We start from the raw sequence: 16594 nt of genomic DNA, 5'->3' as shown, positions 1-16594 counted from the left end.
CAACTCGGTGCGCGGGCAGGCACCGCAGTCACAGGGGGTTACGCCATGGCCGCAAGGCCTCTCGTCGCGCGGCAGCCGAACGAACGGCTCCAGGCGCTCATCCAGGAAGCGGGCTGCTCGAACGCCGGGCTGGCCCGCCGGGTCAACATGTGCGGCGCCGAACACGGCCTCGACCTGCGCTACGACAAGACGTCCGTGGCCCGCTGGCTGCGCGGACAGCAGCCGCGGGGCCGGGCGCCCGCCATCATCGCCGAGGCGCTCGGCCGCAAGCTGGGCCGGACCGTCACCATCGACGAGATCGGCATGGCCAACGGCAAGAACCTCGCCTCCGGCGTGGGGCTCCAGTTCTCCCCGACCGTGCTCGGGGCGATCGAGCAGGTCTGTGAGCTGTGGCGCAGCGACGTCGGCCGGCGGGACTTCCTGTCCGGCTCGTCCGTCGCCGCGTCCGCGCTCGTCGAGCCCAGCCGGGACTGGCTGATCTCGGCACCCGACGCGCAGGTGGCGCGCTCGGCCGGGCCGCGGGTGGGCCCGTCCGACGTGGCGGCTGTGCGCGCCATGACCCAGGCCCTCGTGGACCTGGACCACCAGTACGGCAGCGGGCATGTGCGCCCGGTCGTCGTGCACTACCTCAACAGCGTCGTCTCCGGGCTGCTGGCCGGGTCGTACCGGGAGGCGGTCGGCCGTGAACTGTTCGCCGCCGTCGCCCGGTTGACGGAGCTCGCCGGCTACATGGCCGTGGACACCGGGCAACCGGGCCTCGCCCAGCGCTACTACATCCAGGCGCTGCGCCTCGCGCAGGCGGCGGGGGACCGCGGGTACGGCGGCTATGTGCTGGCCGCCTCGATGAGCCACCTCGCCGCCCAGCTCGGGAATCCCCGGGAGATCGCCCAGTTGGCGCGGGCGGCGCAGGAGGGCGCACGGGGGCGGGTGACCCCCCGGGCCGAGGCGATGTTCCACGCGGCCGAGGCGCGCGGGCACGCACTGCTGGGCGACGCGCGCGCCGCCCAGCTGTCGTCCGGGCGGGCCGTGGCCGCGCTGGAGGCGGCCGATCCGGCCTCCGGCGACGACCCGGCGTGGATCGGGCACTTCGACGAGGCGTACCTCGCCGACGAGTTGGCGCACTGTCACCGCGACCTCGGGCAGGCGGAGGCGGCGGCGCGCTGCGCGCAGGAGTCGCTGGCCGGGCTGCCGGAGACGAAGGCGCGCCGCCGGGCCATCGGATATGTGCTTCTCGCCACAGCCCAGGTGCAGCAGCGGGAGATCGAACAGGCCTGCCACACCGGGCTGAAGGCGGTGGAGTTGCTGGAGACCCTGCGCTCCAACCGGGGCGCCGAGTATCTGGAGGACTTCCAGCAGCGCCTGGAGCCGTACCGGGACGAGCCCGTGGTCAGGGACTTCGGGGAACGGATCGATCTCCAGGTGGCCGCCTGACGCCTCGGGCGGCCGGCGGTGAAGACCTGGTGAAGAGAGGGGGACGCGAAGCGCGGGTGGCGAAAGGGGACTTGCCGGGCGGATGAGGGGCCGGGACTGTAACGGCGGTCACAGGGGCGCCGGTCACGCACCGGGCTGCGTGGCACCGGCGTCGGCGGAGCCGGTAGCGTGAGCCGACGATTCACAAGGTCCCCCATTCGTAGGAGTCCCGGTGACGCAGAGTGGACAGGGCGAGGAGCCCTCGGCGCGGCCCGCGCGCGAAGGCATCGTGCTGCCCTCCGACGGTGGGGAGCCGCTGCTTCCGGGGATGACGGGCGGCCCCGCCGGCCGTCCGGCGACGCCCCCGGCCGCACCCCCGCCCTCGGCGCCGCCCGGCGGCCAGTCCTGGGGCACCCCCTGGGGACCCGAGCAGCACACGCAGTCCCCGCCCGCCGCGCAGGGACAGCCCTGGGGCGCCCCGCAGGACCAGGGCTGGGGCGGCCAGGACCAGCAGCAGTACCAGGCGCCCCAGCAGCAGCCGTACGGTCAGCAGCAGTACGGGCAGGACGCGAGCCAGGGCCAGGGGGCCTACGGCGGTCACGGCGGGAGCGCGCCCATGCCGCCCGCCGCCGGCGGCTACGGCGCCCCGATGCCCCCGGCCGACGAGGGCGCGACCCAGTACATACCCCCGGTCCCCGCGCACCCGGACGAGCAGGCCACCCGCTTCATACCGCCCGTCCCGGCGGCCGACGAGGGCGCGACCCAGGTGATCCCGCCCGTGGGCCCGGGCGCTCTGCCGCCCGAGACGCATGGCGAGAGCACCCAGGCGCTGGGCCGGGCCCGGCACGGGGCCGGACCGATGCCGGCGGCCTCCGACGCCGACCCCACCCAGTTCCTGCCGCCCGTGCCGGGCGGCTCCGGCGAGCGCCAGCCGCACTCGGACTTCGACAACCTCTTCCGCAGCGAGGGCCCCGGCCCCGCCCCGGCCACCCAGCACCTGCCGCCGTACCAGCAGCAGCCGCAGGGTCCGCACCAGGGCGGGTACCCGCCGCCCGGCCGGCCCGGGCCGCAGGACGACGGCGGGCACGGCGGCGGCCGCCGCCGCTCGCGGGTGCCGCTGATCGCCGCCGTCGGCGTCGGCATCGTGGCCCTCGGCATCGGCGCGGGCGCGCTGCTCGCCGGCGGAGGCGGCGACGACGACAAGGCCGACGCCAACCAGCCCGTCTCGGCGACGGCCCCCGCGGCCGAGGAGTCCGCGTCCCCGTCCGCCGACCCGGCGGAGCAGCAGGCGGTCGCCCTGGACAAGCTGCTGGCCGACAGCGGCAACAGCCGCAGCGCGGTGATCAAGGCCGTGGCCGACGTGAAGTCCTGCGGGAACCTCCAGCAGGCCGCGCAGAACCTGCGGGACGCGGCCGGGCAGCGCAACCGGCTGGTCGCCGACCTCGCCAAGCTGAAGGTCGACCGGCTCCCCGACCACGCCCGGCTGACGGCCGCCCTGAACCGTGCCTGGCAGGCGTCGGCGTCCGCCGACAACCACTACGCGGCCTGGGCGGACCAGGTCGCCGGCAACAAGAAGCTCTGCAAGAAGGGCCAGGCCCGGGAGACCAACGAGACCCGGGCCGGCAACCGCGACAGCGGTACGGCGAGCCAGCAGAAGGGGACCGCCTCCCGGCTGTGGAACGCGATCGCCCGCGAGTACGGCCTGACGGAGCGGCAGCCGACCCAGCTGTGACGCTCGGTGGTCCCGCGGTGACGTCGAGGTGAAGTGCGGGGGCCGGTGGGGCCCCTCCGAGGGGGAACGTACGATCGATGACTGTGCAAGGTTCGGATAGCTCTTCCCGTCGCGGCCGTCGCTCCTCCACCATGGGCGGCATGCCACTCAACGACATGCCGTGGTGGCGCTGGCGCAGCAATGTGCGTTCCGCGCTGCACATGCTCTCCGATCCGGTGTTCCAGCGGGACGTCTGGCTGGCAGGCGTGGACGGCTACGGCGACGTGACCGACGCCGTCTACCGCCTCGTCGAGGACACCTGGCTGGACAACTGGTCCGCCGAGAAGTACGTCGGCACGATCTTCCGGGACTCCCAGGAGGCGGCCCTCGTCGACACCGCCGTGCTGCGCGTGCTGCGGATCATGCACCAGGTCGGCCCGGACGCCCCGGTCTCCGCCTACGTCGACCACCAGGGCTGGCCGGAGGCGGTGCGGGCGGCGCGGGACGCGCACGTGCGGATGGCGACGGCCGACGGGGAGGACCCGGACGCGCCGCCGCGCACCCTCGAGGTGCTGCGCATCATGACGCGGTCCGCGTAGCGGGACGACCGCCCGCGCGGCACCCGTCGTATGGGACCCTGTCCTGCATGAACGAGCAGTCCACCGGAGCCGCGGTCCCCGCCGACCAGTACGTCCTCACGCTGTCCTGCCCCGACAAGCAGGGCATCGTCCACGCCGTGTCGAGCTACCTCTTCATGACCGGCTGCAACATCGAGGACAGCCAGCAGTTCGGTGACCACGACACGGGACTGTTCTTCATGCGCGTCCACTTCTCGGCGGACGCCCCCGTCACGGTGGAGAAGCTGCGCGCGAGCTTCGCGGCGATCGGCGACTCCTTCCACATGGACTGGCAGATCAACCGCGCCGAGGACAAGATGCGGGTCCTGCTCATGGTGAGCCGGTTCGGGCACTGCCTGAACGACCTGCTGTTCCGGGCCTCGATCGGCGCGCTGCCGGTGGAGATCACCGCCGTGGTGTCCAACCACACCGACTTCGCCGAGCTGGTGGGGTCGTACAACATCCCCTTCCACCACATCCCGGTGACCAGGGACACCAAGGCCGAGGCCGAGGCGCGGCTGCTGGAGATCGTGCGCGAGGAGGGCGTGGAGCTGGTCGTACTGGCCCGCTACATGCAGGTCCTCTCGGACGACCTGTGCAAGCAGTTGAGCGGGCGGATCATCAACATCCACCACTCGTTCCTGCCGAGCTTCAAGGGCGCCAAGCCCTACCACCAGGCGCACGCGCGCGGCGTGAAGCTCATCGGGGCGACCGCGCACTACGTCACCGCCGACCTCGACGAGGGCCCGATCATCGAGCAGGAGGTCGAGCGGGTCGGGCACGACGTCACGCCGGACCAGCTCGTCGCGATCGGCCGCGACGTGGAGTGCCAGGCGCTGGCGCGGGCCGTGAAGTGGCACGCCGAGCGGCGGATCCTGCTGAACGGCCGCCGCACGGTCGTCTTCGCCTGACGGCCGCCCCTACATCCGGCTCAGGCTCGCCGCCGCGAACAGCACGTCCCTGATCGCCTCACGGTCGCCGAGCTGTCCGGCCGCCGCCTCCGCGGGCGGCACATGACCGGCCGCCAGCCGGCAGAACTCGGCGCCGTCCAGGGCGACATGGGCCACCTCGTGCTCGGCGGAGCCCACGGCGGCCGGGGAGTCGAGCGGGATCAGCCACTCGCCGCCGCCCGACCCCTCGATCTCCAGGCGCAGGCTCCGGCCGGGCTCCCCGGCCGGCACGAGCCGCCGGTGGCCCGCGGGCGCCGGGGCGGCCAGCCCGGCCTGCCGCCGGGCCGACAGCACGCTCGGCAGCAGACGCGCCGCCAGGTCCACCATGTGGTGCAGATCGCTGCCGGACGGCGGCTCGTAGGGGTAGTCCACCGCCTCGGCGATGTCCTCGGCGTGCACCCAGCACTCGAAGGCCCGGTCCAGCATGGCGTCCCGCAGCGGCAGCGCGAAGTCGCCGTAGGGCACGGACAGCGCGCCGGTGCCGCCGCCCGTGAAGGAGACCGTGCGGACCAGGTCGTGGGTCTGCTCCCGCCAGGGCGCCCGTACGGCGCGGGTCGGCGGGAAGTGCGAGGCCCGCCAGTACGCCTCGGTCCGCGCGGACGGGGTCGGCCGGTCGGCGGGCACGTCGCCCAGCGGGTCGGGCAGCCCGAGCGCCGCCGCCACCAACCCGTCGACGGTCAGCAGATGGGCGATCACCCCGGCGACGGTCGTACGGCGGCTGGTGGGCTCGTCCTTGCGGAACCACCGCAGCCGCACGGGCGCGTGCCACTCGGCGTCCCCGAAGTCCTGGAGCAGGGCGTCCAGCCGGGCCGTCTCGGCGTCGTAGGGCGCGGCCCACTCGGGCACCGGCACGCGCGGCGGACGCCGCTCCAGGCAGCCCGCCAGGACGCGGGCGCGCAGCGACGGGTCCAGGTCGAGGCTCTCCGCCGGGTGCAGCAGGCCGACGGCCTCGCGCAGCCGCAGCGCCTCGTCCGCGCAGCCGCCGCAGTCCCCGAGGTGCTCCTCCACGGCGGCCGTCTCCTCCGGCGAGCAGGCGGCCAGTGCCCAGGCGCCGAGCAGCGACTTCAGGACCCGGTGCTCCAGGACGGGCACCGGAGCGTCCGGCAGGTCGGGCAGCGGGCGTCCGGTGTCCTCGACGGACAGCCGGGGGAGCGGTATGCGGGGCGGCCCGCCGGGGCCGGGCTCGGAGGTGGGGTGCTGGTGGTCGCCGTGGCCGCTGTTCATGCCGTCGGCTCCGCGGGTGCTGTCCGCGGGGCCGTTCTCCTCCTCGTGCGGGTCGTCGGGTTCGTACGGTTCGGCCCCGGTCATGCGGCACCCCCGTACTCCGGTGGCGCCCCGGGGCCGGTCCCGGCGTCGTGCGCCGTGGACAGCAGTTGCAGGCCGAGGCGCAGCCGGCGGCGGGCCTCCTCCTCGGTGACGCCGAGGTCGGCCGCGGTCTGGCGGTAGTCCCGGCGCTGGAAGTAGGCCAGTTCCAGCGCGGCCCGCAGCGGGGCGGGCATGGACTGGACGATGTAGTCGGCGCGGGCGGCGACCGAGGCGTGGCGCACCTTGCGTTCCAGTTCCTCGGTGGAGCCCTGTCCGGCCCGGACCAGCGCGGCGGTCTCGGTGGCGCGCAGCCGCTGCACGGCCAGGCGGTGGGTCAGGGCGGCGACCCAGGAGCGCAGCGGGCCCTGCCGCGGGTCGTAGGTGTCGGGGTGCTCCCAGACGTGGGTGAAGACCTCGCGGGTGACGCGGTCGGCGGCGCGTTCGTCGCCCAGCACGGTGTGGGCGAGTCCGTGCACGAGTGAGGCGAACCGGTCGTAGAGCTCGCCGAGGGCGGCCGCCTCGCCGCGTGCCAGCCGCTGCTGCATCTTGCGGTCCCAGCGGGGCGGTGCGTCCTTCTTCGCCATACGGCCCCCCTCCGGAGCCTGTGAACAGGCTCTCACCGGTCCGTCCCTGTCCAGCGTGCGTCCGTCTTCTTCACGAATGTAGTCGGCACGTCCGGCGGCACACGCCCCTTTGTGGCAATGTGCGCCCCTTGCAGCGTCATGGCTGGTGACACACCTCGCTCTCGTGGTAGAGGGCTCGCTCTCGGGTCGGCTACCCGTCTCGTGTGACCGGACACGATCGAACAGGATCGAATGCGATGGAAACAAGCCTTTTCTGATCGGTGACCGTTTTCTGAAGGGAGTTTCAGGGAACAGCCGCTGGGCAGCCGCGCTGCAAGGAAGCGTAGGAATGGCTTCCGTTTCGACGGCCGAGGGGCGTGGTGGTGACCTTGAAAGTGACCGGTGACGAGCGGGGCGACTGGGCCGTCCTCCAGGTGTCGGGCGAACTGGACCTGGTGACCTCGCCGGTACTGCGCCAGCACGTCCACGACGCGGTGGCCGAGGGACGCCACAGCCTCGTCCTGGACCTGTCCGAGGTCCTGTTCTGCGACTCCTCCGGCGTCGGCGTGCTGATCGCGGCCCGCCGCCTCATCCGCTCCTGCCGGGGCAGTCTGCGGCTGATACTGCCCGCCCAGGGCGCGGTGGACGGCTCGCACGTCAACCGGGTGCTCGGCGCGCTCGGCGTGCGCCGGTTGTTCGAGGTCTACCCCGACGTGGCGGCGGCGGTCGCGGACGACGCCCGCCCCCTGTCGGCCTGAGCACGCCCCCCCCGCACCCCGGGGGACGGCCACATCCCCGTACCGGTACGTGCCCGGTTCTGCCACAACCGCCGCCGCGCGGTGCCCCGGCGGCCCGCGGCGTCGTACGCTCCGTGCGAGAAGCACCCCACGTGACGTTAGGCGGCCCGACACAACATGGTCAGCAGCGAGTACGAGCGCAGGATCGCGGCCCGGTTCGCCACCTTCGACCAGGACGGCAACGGGTACATCGACCGGGAGGACTTCAGCGCGGCGGCCAAGGCGCTGCTCGCCGAGTTCGGCACAGCCGCCCGGTGCGACAAGGGCCAGGCTCTGTACATCGGCGCCGAGGCGTTCTGGCAGGGCATGGCCGGGATCGCCGACCGCGACGGCGACCAGCGCATCACCCGCGAGGAGTTCGTCACCGGCGCGGTCAAGCGGCTGCGCGACAACCCCGACCGGTTCGCGGAGATCGCGCGCCCCTTCCTGCACGCGGCCCTCGCCGTGGCCGACACCGACGACGACGGGAAGGCCACCGTCGACGACACCGCGCGGGTGCTCGTCCGTCTCGGCGTCCCGCGGGACACGGCCCGCACGGCCGCCGCCGGCCTCGACACCGACGGCGACGGCGCGGTGACCGAGGACGATGTCGTGACCGCCTTCGCCCGTTACTTCACCGTCCCGGAGTGAGCGCCCGGCCCTGACGCGGAAGTGTCCGGGAACCGCTCCCGCAGCCGGTACTCGAGGACCTTGCGCAGGGTCTCGTCGCGGGGCAGGGCGTCCACCACCTCCAGCCGCTCCGGCAGCTTGCGGGGCCTCACGACGACCGTGCCGGGCCGCACCCCGAGCCCGTACAGCCCGGCCGCCAGCCGCTCGGCGCGCTCGCACAGCGCGCCGAAGGTCAGCGCGCGGTCGTCCTGGAGCAGGGCCGCGCGGTCCGGGGTGCGGCGGGCGCGGGCGGAGCGTAGGGCGGGACGCCTTGCCGGTCCGGGGACCGGGGCCTGACCCTCCCGTGCGGGATACATGACGGTCCATCAGACTTACCGCGGCCGAACAACTGGGCAGTGCCGGGCGCACGTGCGAGCCGGCCGTGCAACACGCCCGGACCCGTGAGCAGTTCGGGCGGCCGGTCGGGGCGTTCCAGGCCGTGCGGCACCTGTGCGCGGACCTGCTGGTGCGGACCCGGACCGCGCGGGCCGCCGTCCACGCGGCGGCCGTCACCGCCGACCAGTCCGACGTCCACGCCGCGCGGCTGCTCGCCGACGAGGCCGCCGTGCGGGGCGCCCGCGACTGCCTCCAGGTGCACGGCGGCACGGGATCCACCTGGGAGTTCGAGGTCCATCCGCATCCGAAGCGGGCCTGGGTCCGCACCGACCGTGCGGGTCTCATCACCGAAAGTGAGGAGTTGATGGCGACCGCGTTGCTCGAAGAGGAATCCTGAATGGCCGTGGTCTGCGCGGTCGCGGAAAGGCCCGCAATTGATGTCGCGGATTGTGGCAAACCGTCATCACGGAGCGTTGATATCGCCTTGTGTCCGGAGTGTGACTCGTCACGGGGCGGAGTCGGGCGTTCGCTCCGGTACCTTGTGTGGGATGCGAGTGGTTCCGAGTACGAGCCATGCCGGAGCCGCCTTCGAGGCGGCTTCGTATCCGGCGGTGCTCGCCGCTGCTCGCCCGGCGTCCGGGCCGTTCGCCCCCGCCTGTTCGACTCTCCACGGCAAGCGTCGCACAGTATGCAGCAGAGGTAATCCTTCGCGCTGGAATATGCCCGAAGCGCTTGTTGGGGTGACTGTACGTCAACCATGCTGTCAGTCAAGGGATTCACGTTCCGTGACCCTGGCTTTGGCCATTGTTCTGGCCATGAAAAAAATGGCTAGGATCGTGGCCCTCGTGAGGCGCGGGGTCAATTGTCCGCCGGTTCGGATGGTGTGAGCGGTGCAGGTGCTTCAAGTGCAGTTGGAGATCCGGCCCGATCCCGCTGAGGTGGGGCGAGCCAGGCGCTGGGCGCGCTCGCGGCTCGCCGGCTCGGGGATAGGGGCCGACGAGCCGCTCGCCGAGACGCTGATCCTGCTCGTCTCCGAACTCGTCACCAACGCCGTGGTGCACACCGGCTGTCCGGCCGTGCTGCGGCTCTCCCTGCCCGAGGTGCCGCAGGACTCCGCCACCGTCCGGCTCGAGGTGGCCGACCGCAGCGGCCGGGCGCCCGTGCCCCGCTGTGCCGACGGGGACGCCACGGGCGGGCGCGGGCTCGCCCTCGTCGACGGGCTCGCGGACCGGTGGGGCTGGGCCTCCGAGGGCTCCGGCAAGCGGATCTGGTGCGAACTCGACCGGGGCGGCGAGCAGGACGCCGCCGTCACCGCCTGCGGCGGCGGAGTCTCCGCCTACGAGGGGTTCGCGTACGAGGCGGTGTGACCGGCGCGCACCGCGGTCGCCTGCTCCGGCCCACAGGGCACGGACGCAGAGGACGCCCCGTCGTCCGGTCCGGCGGCCTTCGATGCGCCCGTGCGTGCTTCCGTGCGCGGGCTTCCGTAAATGGGACGTAAGTAACAAATCCCCAACAGGGTGTTGACGAGTCGTGTCCGTTTGATCACGCTTGTGGTCAGCGATTCGCCGCGAGGGGACGGCGAGGGCTTCGGTGACGGAGGCCCTTGCCGAGTGTGGGTCGTGTTTCGGCGTCGGTTCTCCAGGGCCAGGAGGGGCAGGCACGCCGGAGCCGGATGGCGGCGCGCGTGCCGTGCTCGGGGCGGTCGGGGCATCCCCGCCCGGTGGAGCCGGGAGTGGGGGAAGCCGCGCCGCCAGCCGGCGTCATCGCGGCCGTCAGAGGACCGCCACGGGGGCGACCGGACTTCCCGTACCGCCCACGAAGGGCTCGGGCGTCGCCGACAGCGGGAACGTGGAGCGACCCTCTTCTCCACAGGCTGTGGACAACTCTTCGAGCGCGATGGCGTCGGCGCGCACCCTCACGCCCTGTCGCTGCCGTCGAAGCGGGCGCCGCCGTGCGCGGTGACGGCGGCCGCGGGGCGGCCGTTGTAGAGCCGGCCGGAGTGCGTGACATGGGCGAGCGCGTCCCCGTGGGTCGCCGCGACCTACCCGGTGGAGGACTTCGCGCGGGCGGCGGCGGACGCGGAGGCGGGGAACGTGGCACGAGGGGTGCTGACCTTCTGAAACGCCGTCGCGGGACGGGCGGTTCGTCCCGGAACGGACGGTGCCGGGGGACTTTTCCACAGGCCCGGAAAACCGCTGCCGTGTTGTCGGTGCCGGGCCCTAACGTCGACTGCATGACCTATCGAGACATCGCCTCCAGGCAGGTCCTGGTGTGGGCCGGCACCGCCGTCGCCGCGCGGATGCCGGTCGCCATGACCCCGCTGGCGCTGGTGTTCCTGGTGCGGGAGCGGCCCGGCGGCTACAGCCTGGGCGCGGCGCTCGCGGCGGCCTATGTGCTCGGCGAGATCGTCGCCGCGCCCGTCCTCGGCACCCGCCTCGACCCGGAGCGCGGCCGGCGTCAGCTGACCGCCGGACTGGCGGGCGGCGCCCTGGGGTTCACCGGTCTCGGGGTCTTCGCCGGGTCGCACCCCCTGGTGCTCGGCGCGTGCGCGTTCCTGGCCGGGGCCGCCCCGTCCGCGGCCGCCGGAGGGCAGCGCGCGCTGCTGACCTCCCTGGTGCCGGAGCGTGCCGTCGCGCAGGCGCTGTCGGCGGAGTCGATGCTCATGTCCGGCGTGTGGGCGGTCTCGCCGGTCGCGGTCGCCGGGCTGGCCCTCGCCTGGGCGCCCCGGGTGCCACTGCTCCTCGCGGCCGTCCTCATGGCGCTGTCCGTGGCCGGTCACCGGCTGCTGCCCGCGGGCTGGGCGAAGGAGGGGCAGGGCGGCCGGGCGAACCGGGTGCGGACCCAAGTGCTCCTGGGCGCCTGGCCGGTGTACGTCACGGGCGCCGCCAGCATCACCCTGCTCGGCCTGGCCGAACTCACCCTGCCCGCCCTGCTGGAACAGCGCGGGATCGGTGTGGGCTGGTCGGGTCCGCTGCTGGCGGGGATGGCGGTGGGGGCGGGTGCCGGGGCGTTCGTGTACGGACTGCGGTCGTGGCCGGGCCGGTTGCGCTCGCGCAGCGTGGTCCTGATGTGCGGCATGTCGGTGTTCGTGGCACTGCTCGCGCTGATACCCGAGGGGCCGGGGATGGCGACCGCCCTCATCCTCGCGGGCATCCTCCAGTCCGGCGCGCTCATCACCCGCAATCTGTCGCTGCGGGACGCCCTGCCGCCGGGCGCGCTGGCCGCCGGCTACTCCGTGCTGTACGCGGCGGCGGGCGCCGGGTACGCGGCGACGGGGTCGCTGGCGGGCGCCCTGCTCCGGGTGGTCGAGCCGTCCACGGCCATGCTGGCCGGCGTCGGGGTGACGCTGCTGCTGACGGCGGTGGGCTGGTGGGGGGAGGCCCGGCGGGACCGGTCACCGGCTCCCGGCGACCTGGAGGCAGGCCCCGCCGCCCGCGCGGAAGGTGCGCCGGTAGCTGGTGGGGGTGACCCCGAGCGCGGCCTGTAGGTGCTGGCGCATCGACTGGGCGGTGCCGAAGCCGGACCGCTCGGCGACCTGGTCGACGGAGAGGCCGGTGGTCTCCAGCAGATGCCGGGCCCGCTCCACCCGCTGCCGGGTCAGCCACTGGCCGGGGCTGACACCGGCCTCCTCGCGGAAGCGCCGGGTGAAGGTGCGCACGGACATGGACTCCTGGTCGGCCATGTCACGCAGCTGGATCGGTTCGTGGAGGTGGGCCAGGGCCCAGGCGCGGGCGGCCGTCGTGGACGACTGCTGCGGGTCGGGGACCGGGCGCTCGATGTACTGGGCCTGCCCGCCGTCCCGGTGCGGCGGCACCACCATGCGGCGGGCCACGTCGTTGGCGACCGCGGTGCCGTGGTCGCGGCGGACCATGTGCAGGCACAGGTCGATCCCGGCGGCGACCCCGGCCGACGTCAGCAGGTCGCCGTCGTCGATGAACAGCACGTCGGCGTCGACCTCGACCGTCGGGAACAGCTCCTGGAAGCGGCGGGCGTCGGCCCAGTGCGTGGTCGCCGGGCGGCCGTCCAGCAGGCCGGCCGCGGCCAGGACGTAGACGCCGGTGCAGATGGAGGCGATCCGGGTGCCGGGGCGGATCAGGGCGAAGGCGGCGGCCAGTTCGTCGGTCAGGACGCCCTGCTCGAAGACCGGTCCGCGCTCGTACGACGCCGGGACGACGACCGTGTCGGCGGTGGCGAGGGCCTCCGGGCCGTGCTCGACCTGGATGGCGAAGTCGGCGTCGGTGCGCACCGGTCCGGGAGCCCGGACGGAACAGGTGACGACCTCGTACAGCGGCCGCCCCCCGGCGTCCCGGGGGCGGCCGAAGACGCGGTGCGCGATGCCCAGTTCGAAGGGGATCGCCCCGTCCAGGGCGAGCACGACGACCCGGTGGGGGTCCGGCCCCGGGCGGGAGTCCGTCGGGGGCTGGGGGTTCGGCTCGGCAGGCATGGCCCGATCCTAACGAATGCTGTCCTTCGGGCCAATGGAACGGGAAGCGCGCAGGCCCGAAGCTCGAGGACGTGACTCAGACGACCCCCGCACTCCCCGACAACACCACCCCGGACGCCTCCGCCGCCGGGGCGCAGTCGCCGCGCCGGCCGCGTGTGCACCGCGCCTGGTTCGTCGCCGCGGTCGCCTTCGTGACGATCCTCGGCGCCGCCGCCTTCCGCTCCCTGCCGGGCCTGCTCATCGACCCGCTCAACGCCGACTTCGGCTGGTCGCGCGGCACGATCGGAGCCGCCGTCTCCATCAACCTGGCGCTGTACGGCCTCACCGCCCCGTTCGCCGCCGCGCTGATGGACCGGTTCGGCATCCGGCGGGTCGTCGCGGTGGCCCTCGTGCTGATCGCGGCCGGGTCGGGGCTGACCTACTGGATGACGGCGGCCTGGCAACTGCTGCTGTGCTGGGGCCTGCTGGTGGGCCTCGGCACCGGCTCGATGGCGCTGGCCTTCGCGGCCACGGTCACCAACCGCTGGTTCACCGAGCGCCGGGGCCTGGTCACCGGCATCCTCACCGCCGCCTCCGCCTCCGGCCAGCTGATCTTCCTGCCGCTGCTGTCCTGGATGGTCGAGGAGCACACCTGGAAGCCGGCCGTCGTCACCGTCGCGCTCACCGCGCTCGCGGTCGTCCCCTTCGTCTGGCTGCTGCTGCGCGACCACCCGGCCGACGTGGGCCTCGCGCCCTACGGCGCCTCGGAGTTCGTGCCGAAGCCGCCGCCCGCGCGGGGCGCCGCCCGCCGGGCCGTCACCGTCCTGTTCTCGGCGGCCCGCACCGGTCCGTTCTGGCTGCTCGCGGGCACCTTCGCGATCTGCGGCGCCTCCACCAACGGCCTCGTGCAGACCCACTTCGTGCCCGCCGCGCACGACCACGGCATGCCGATCACGGCCGCCGCCTCCCTGCTCGCGGTGATCGGCGTCTTCGACGTCGTCGGCACGGTGTTCTCCGGCTGGCTCACCGACCGCTTCGAACCGCGCCGGCTGCTCGCCGTGTACTACGCGCTGCGCGGTGTCTCACTGCTGTTCCTGCCGATGCTGCTCGCCCCGAGCGTCCACCCGTCGATGCTCTTCTTCATCGTCTTCTACGGCCTCGACTGGGTGGCCACCGTCCCGCCCACGGTCGCCCTGTGCCGGGAGCAGTACGGCGACGACAGCGCGATCGTCTTCGGCTGGGTCCTCGCCTCCCACCAGGTCGGCGCGGCACTGGTGGCGTTCCTCGGCGGGGTCGCGCGGGACGTGTTCGGCACCTACGACATGGTCTGGTACGCGTCCGGCGCCCTGTGCGCGGCGGCGGCGCTGATGGCCCTGGTGATCCGGCGCCGCCCCGCGGGGGCCGTCCCCGCCCTCTGACCCCCCTCCGGCCCGCGGTCGTCGTGCGGGCGGAAGCCGGGCGGACGCCCTCCCGTCCGGGCGCGCGGGCGGGCCGGGTCAGACGGGCAGCCGGGCGACCGCGTGGCGCCGGTCGCGGGCGACGGACCGGGCGATCCTCTGCGCGTCCAGAGCCATCTCCCGCAGGTTCCCGCTGATGGGGTTGGTGTAGCCGGTGAAGTACAGGCCGGGTGCGTCCGTCGGGGTCCGGGCGCCCCGCACACCGGGTCTCCCGCGCTCGTCGAGCACGCCGAGATGGCCGACCAGGCCCTCCAGGCCGCGCGCGTAGCCGGTGGCCGCGACGACGGCGTCCGGCGAGATCCGGCTGCCGTCCGCGAGGACCACCTTGTCCGTGTCGAACCCCTCGACGGCGGCGACGATCTCGATCCGGCCCCGGCGCACCGCGTCGACGAGCCCGACGTCCAGGACGGGGATCGCGCCCTCCCTGACCCTGCTGTAGAGGCCGGTGTCGGGGCGCGGCAGCCCGTGCGCCGACAGGTCCGGGACGCTCAGCCGGGCCACGGGCCGGGCCAGCCGGTCGACGAGCCGCACGGGCAGCCGCCGTACGAGGATGCTCGTGAACTGCGCGGGCCACCCGGCGGTCGAGCGGCGCACGATGTGCGGCACCGTCCGCACCGCGAGCCGCACCCGGGCCGCGCCGCCCTCCACGAGGTCCACGGCGATCTCCGACCCGGTGTTCCCGGCGCCGACGACCAGCACGTCCCGGCCGGCGTAGGGGGCAGGGGAGCGGTACTCACCGGCGTGCAGCAGCTCACCGCCGTAGCCCTCGCGTCCGGGCCAGTCGGGGATGCGCGGCGTGTGGTTGTACCCGGTGGCCACGACGACGGCGGCGCCCGCCAGCTCCCGGCCGCCGGTGGCGTGCAGCAGCCAGCCGGAGCCGTCCGGCGCGGGGTCGACGCGCGAGACCTCGACGCCGGTGACGATCTCCAGGTCGTGGTGCTCGGCGTACTTCTCCAGGTAGCGCACCATGTCGTCGCGCGACACCCAGCGCCCGAAGCGGCGCGGCATCGGCAGGCCGGGCAGCGCCGACAGGCGCCGGGTGGTGTGCAGATGGAGCCGGTCGTAGTGCCCGCGCCACGAGGCGCCGACCGCGTCCGACCGCTCCAGGACGACGGCCCGTATGCCGCGGGCGCGCAGGGCGTACGCGGCGGCGAGTCCGCCGGGGCCGCCCCCGACGACGTAGACGGGGCGTTCCGGGAGATGGGGGGTGTCGGCCATGATTCGGAGCGTAATCACACGATTGGTTGATGGGTCTCGGTCAAGCCCGGAATTGATTGCGGATCGATCACGACTGTAGGAGACCTGGGTGGGGTCTGTGACGTAGCTCTCCTGGTTGTGGGCGCGGGGGCCGGGATGCGGGCGCGCGGTGGGCCGGGTGATCTGTGCCCACCTGCCCTTTCGCGCCCCGGGAGTTAGGATCCGGGCCCATGGTCCTCACGGTGAACGACGTGGAACGGTTCGAGGCGGCCCGGCCCCGTCTGGAAGCCATGGCCTACCGGCTGCTCGGCTCGGCGAGCGAGGCCGAGGACGCCGTCCAGGAGACGTTCCTGCGCTGGCAGGCCGCCGACGTGCAGCGCGTCGAGGTCCCCGAGGCGTGGCTGACCAAGGTGCTCACCAACCTCTGCCTGAACCAGCTCACCTCCGCCCGCGCCCGCCGCGAGACCTACGTGGGCCAGTGGCTGCCCGAGCCGCTGCTCGCCGGGGACCCCATGCTGGGCCCGGCCGACACCGCCGAGCAGCGCGAGTCGGTCTCGTACGCCGTGCTGGTCGTGCTGGAGCGTCTCTCGCCCAGCGAGCGGGCCGTGTACGTGCTGCGTGAGGCGTTCGACTACGGCCACCGCGAGATCGCCGAGATCCTCGACATCACCGAGGCCGCCAGCCAGCAGATCCTGCACCGGGCCCGCAAGCACGTGGCGCGGGGCAAAGCGCGGGCCCAGGTCGACGAGGCGGCGGCCCGGCGGATCGTCGACGAGTTCCTCACCGCCGCCGTCAGCGGCCGGACCGAGCCGCTGGTGCGGCTGCTCACCGAGGACGCGGTCGCGGTCGGCGACGGCGGCGGGAAGATCCCGGCGCGGGCCAAGGCGTTCGAGGGCGCCCTGGCGGTCGCGAAGTTCCTGCGGGGCCTGTTCAAGCCCAGCGAGGCCAAACGGGCCCTGGTGGGCGGGTCGCCCGAGTACTACGCGACGACCGCCAACGGCGAACCCGCCCTCGTGGCCGTCGTCGACGGCCGGGTCGTCGGCGTGATGTGCGTGGAGGTCACCGAGGACGGCCTCGCCGCGTTCCGCAGCCAGGTCAACCCCGACAAGCTGGAGCGCGCGACCCGCGTCTGGCAGGCCCGTGAGCACGGGGAACCGCTGGTGCGCGACGCGTTCTGACC

Annotated in this window: 15 protein-coding genes and 2 pseudogenes; 11 read left to right on the top strand and 6 right to left on the bottom strand. The window is 73.9% G+C overall.

Annotated features, from left to right (window positions below; all coding sequences use genetic code 11):
- Positions 1 to 45: 45 nt before the first annotated feature.
- From F8R89_RS15710 to purU, 4 genes are all read left to right on the top strand, one after another.
- Positions 46 to 1431, top strand: coding sequence for a transcriptional regulator (locus F8R89_RS15710; protein WP_151784577.1), 1386 nt, complete (start codon positions 46 to 48; stop codon positions 1429 to 1431).
- A 211-nt stretch (positions 1432 to 1642) separates the two neighbouring features.
- Positions 1643 to 3142 carry a hypothetical protein gene (locus F8R89_RS15705; protein WP_151784576.1) on the top strand — a complete coding sequence of 500 codons (1500 nt, stop codon included), beginning with the start codon at positions 1643 to 1645 and terminating at the stop codon, positions 3140 to 3142.
- Between the two features lie 77 nt (positions 3143 to 3219).
- Positions 3220 to 3720: an SCO4402 family protein gene (locus tag F8R89_RS15700; protein WP_062668977.1), complete on the top strand. Its 501-nt coding sequence runs from the start codon at positions 3220 to 3222 to the stop codon at positions 3718 to 3720.
- Between the two features lie 47 nt (positions 3721 to 3767).
- Positions 3768 to 4649 (top strand): formyltetrahydrofolate deformylase, encoded by an 882-nt coding sequence (gene purU, locus F8R89_RS15695; protein ID WP_151784575.1) that lies wholly within the window; start codon positions 3768 to 3770, stop codon positions 4647 to 4649.
- Positions 4650 to 4658: 9 nt separating this feature from the next.
- Here purU and F8R89_RS15690 read toward each other — a convergent pair whose 3' ends face one another.
- Positions 4659 to 5996: a maleylpyruvate isomerase N-terminal domain-containing protein gene (locus F8R89_RS15690; RefSeq protein WP_151784574.1), complete on the bottom strand. Its 1338-nt coding sequence runs from the start codon at positions 5994 to 5996 to the stop codon at positions 4659 to 4661.
- On the bottom strand, positions 5993 to 6577 hold the full coding sequence (locus F8R89_RS15685) for a sigma-70 family RNA polymerase sigma factor (protein ID WP_151784573.1): 585 nt from the start codon (positions 6575 to 6577) through the stop codon (positions 5993 to 5995). Before F8R89_RS15685 ends, F8R89_RS15690 begins: the two co-directional genes overlap by 4 nt.
- Positions 6578 to 6933: 356 nt before the next feature.
- Here F8R89_RS15685 and F8R89_RS15680 point away from each other — a divergent pair, with 356 nt between their 5' ends.
- Positions 6934 to 7314: an STAS domain-containing protein gene (locus F8R89_RS15680; RefSeq protein WP_151784572.1), complete on the top strand. Its 381-nt coding sequence runs from the start codon at positions 6934 to 6936 to the stop codon at positions 7312 to 7314.
- 156 nt (positions 7315 to 7470) lie between these two features.
- Positions 7471 to 7983 carry an EF-hand domain-containing protein gene (locus F8R89_RS15675; RefSeq protein WP_151784571.1) on the top strand — a complete coding sequence of 171 codons (513 nt, stop codon included), beginning with the start codon at positions 7471 to 7473 and terminating at the stop codon, positions 7981 to 7983.
- Here F8R89_RS15675 and F8R89_RS15670 read toward each other — a convergent pair.
- Positions 7962 to 8318 (bottom strand): AMP-binding protein, encoded by a 357-nt coding sequence (locus F8R89_RS15670; protein ID WP_151784570.1) that lies wholly within the window; start codon positions 8316 to 8318, stop codon positions 7962 to 7964. The genes F8R89_RS15675 and F8R89_RS15670 overlap by 22 nt on opposite strands.
- Positions 8319 to 8326: 8 nt before the next feature.
- On the opposite strand from F8R89_RS15670, the pseudogene F8R89_RS15665 reads away from it, so the two are divergent.
- A pseudogene (locus tag F8R89_RS15665) lies at positions 8327 to 8734 on the top strand (acyl-CoA dehydrogenase family protein); the annotation flags it as partial.
- A 508-nt stretch (positions 8735 to 9242) separates the two neighbouring features.
- The gene (locus tag F8R89_RS15655; RefSeq protein ID WP_151788138.1) at positions 9243 to 9704 is read left to right on the top strand and encodes an ATP-binding protein; all 462 of its coding nucleotides are present in this window, start codon (positions 9243 to 9245) and stop codon (positions 9702 to 9704) included.
- Positions 9705 to 10109: 405 nt separating this feature from the next.
- Here the strand turns inward: F8R89_RS15655 and F8R89_RS36745 are convergent.
- Positions 10110 to 10375 (bottom strand): annotated as a pseudogene (locus F8R89_RS36745) (hypothetical protein); the annotation flags it as partial.
- Positions 10376 to 10570: 195 nt separating this feature from the next.
- On the opposite strand from F8R89_RS36745, the gene F8R89_RS15645 reads away from it, so the two are divergent.
- Positions 10571 to 11824 (top strand): MFS transporter, encoded by a 1254-nt coding sequence (locus F8R89_RS15645; protein ID WP_151784568.1) that lies wholly within the window; start codon positions 10571 to 10573, stop codon positions 11822 to 11824.
- Here the strand turns inward: F8R89_RS15645 and F8R89_RS15640 are convergent.
- Complete coding sequence (locus F8R89_RS15640; protein ID WP_151784567.1) at positions 11732 to 12781, bottom strand: GlxA family transcriptional regulator; 1050 nt, start codon at positions 12779 to 12781, stop codon at positions 11732 to 11734. The genes F8R89_RS15645 and F8R89_RS15640 overlap by 93 nt on opposite strands.
- Positions 12782 to 12852: 71 nt before the next feature.
- On the opposite strand from F8R89_RS15640, the gene F8R89_RS15635 reads away from it, so the two are divergent.
- On the top strand, positions 12853 to 14178 hold the full coding sequence (locus F8R89_RS15635; RefSeq protein ID WP_383651783.1) for an MFS transporter: 1326 nt from the start codon (positions 12853 to 12855) through the stop codon (positions 14176 to 14178).
- A gap of 78 nt (positions 14179 to 14256) precedes the next feature.
- Here F8R89_RS15635 and F8R89_RS15630 read toward each other — a convergent pair whose 3' ends face one another.
- On the bottom strand, positions 14257 to 15435 hold the full coding sequence (locus tag F8R89_RS15630) for a flavin-containing monooxygenase (RefSeq protein WP_151784566.1): 1179 nt from the start codon (positions 15433 to 15435) through the stop codon (positions 14257 to 14259).
- 209 nt (positions 15436 to 15644) lie between these two features.
- Here F8R89_RS15630 and F8R89_RS15625 point away from each other — a divergent pair, with 209 nt between their 5' ends.
- The gene (locus tag F8R89_RS15625; RefSeq protein WP_151784565.1) at positions 15645 to 16592 is read left to right on the top strand and encodes an RNA polymerase sigma-70 factor; all 948 of its coding nucleotides are present in this window, start codon (positions 15645 to 15647) and stop codon (positions 16590 to 16592) included.
- The last annotated feature ends 2 nt before the right edge of the window (positions 16593 to 16594 follow it).

The sequence above is a fragment of the Streptomyces sp. SS1-1 genome (genome assembly GCF_008973465.1).
Lineage (GTDB): Bacteria > Actinomycetota > Actinomycetes > Streptomycetales > Streptomycetaceae > Streptomyces.
Note: the sequence above shows the minus strand (reverse complement) of the source record. Positions and strands in the feature narration are given on the sequence as shown.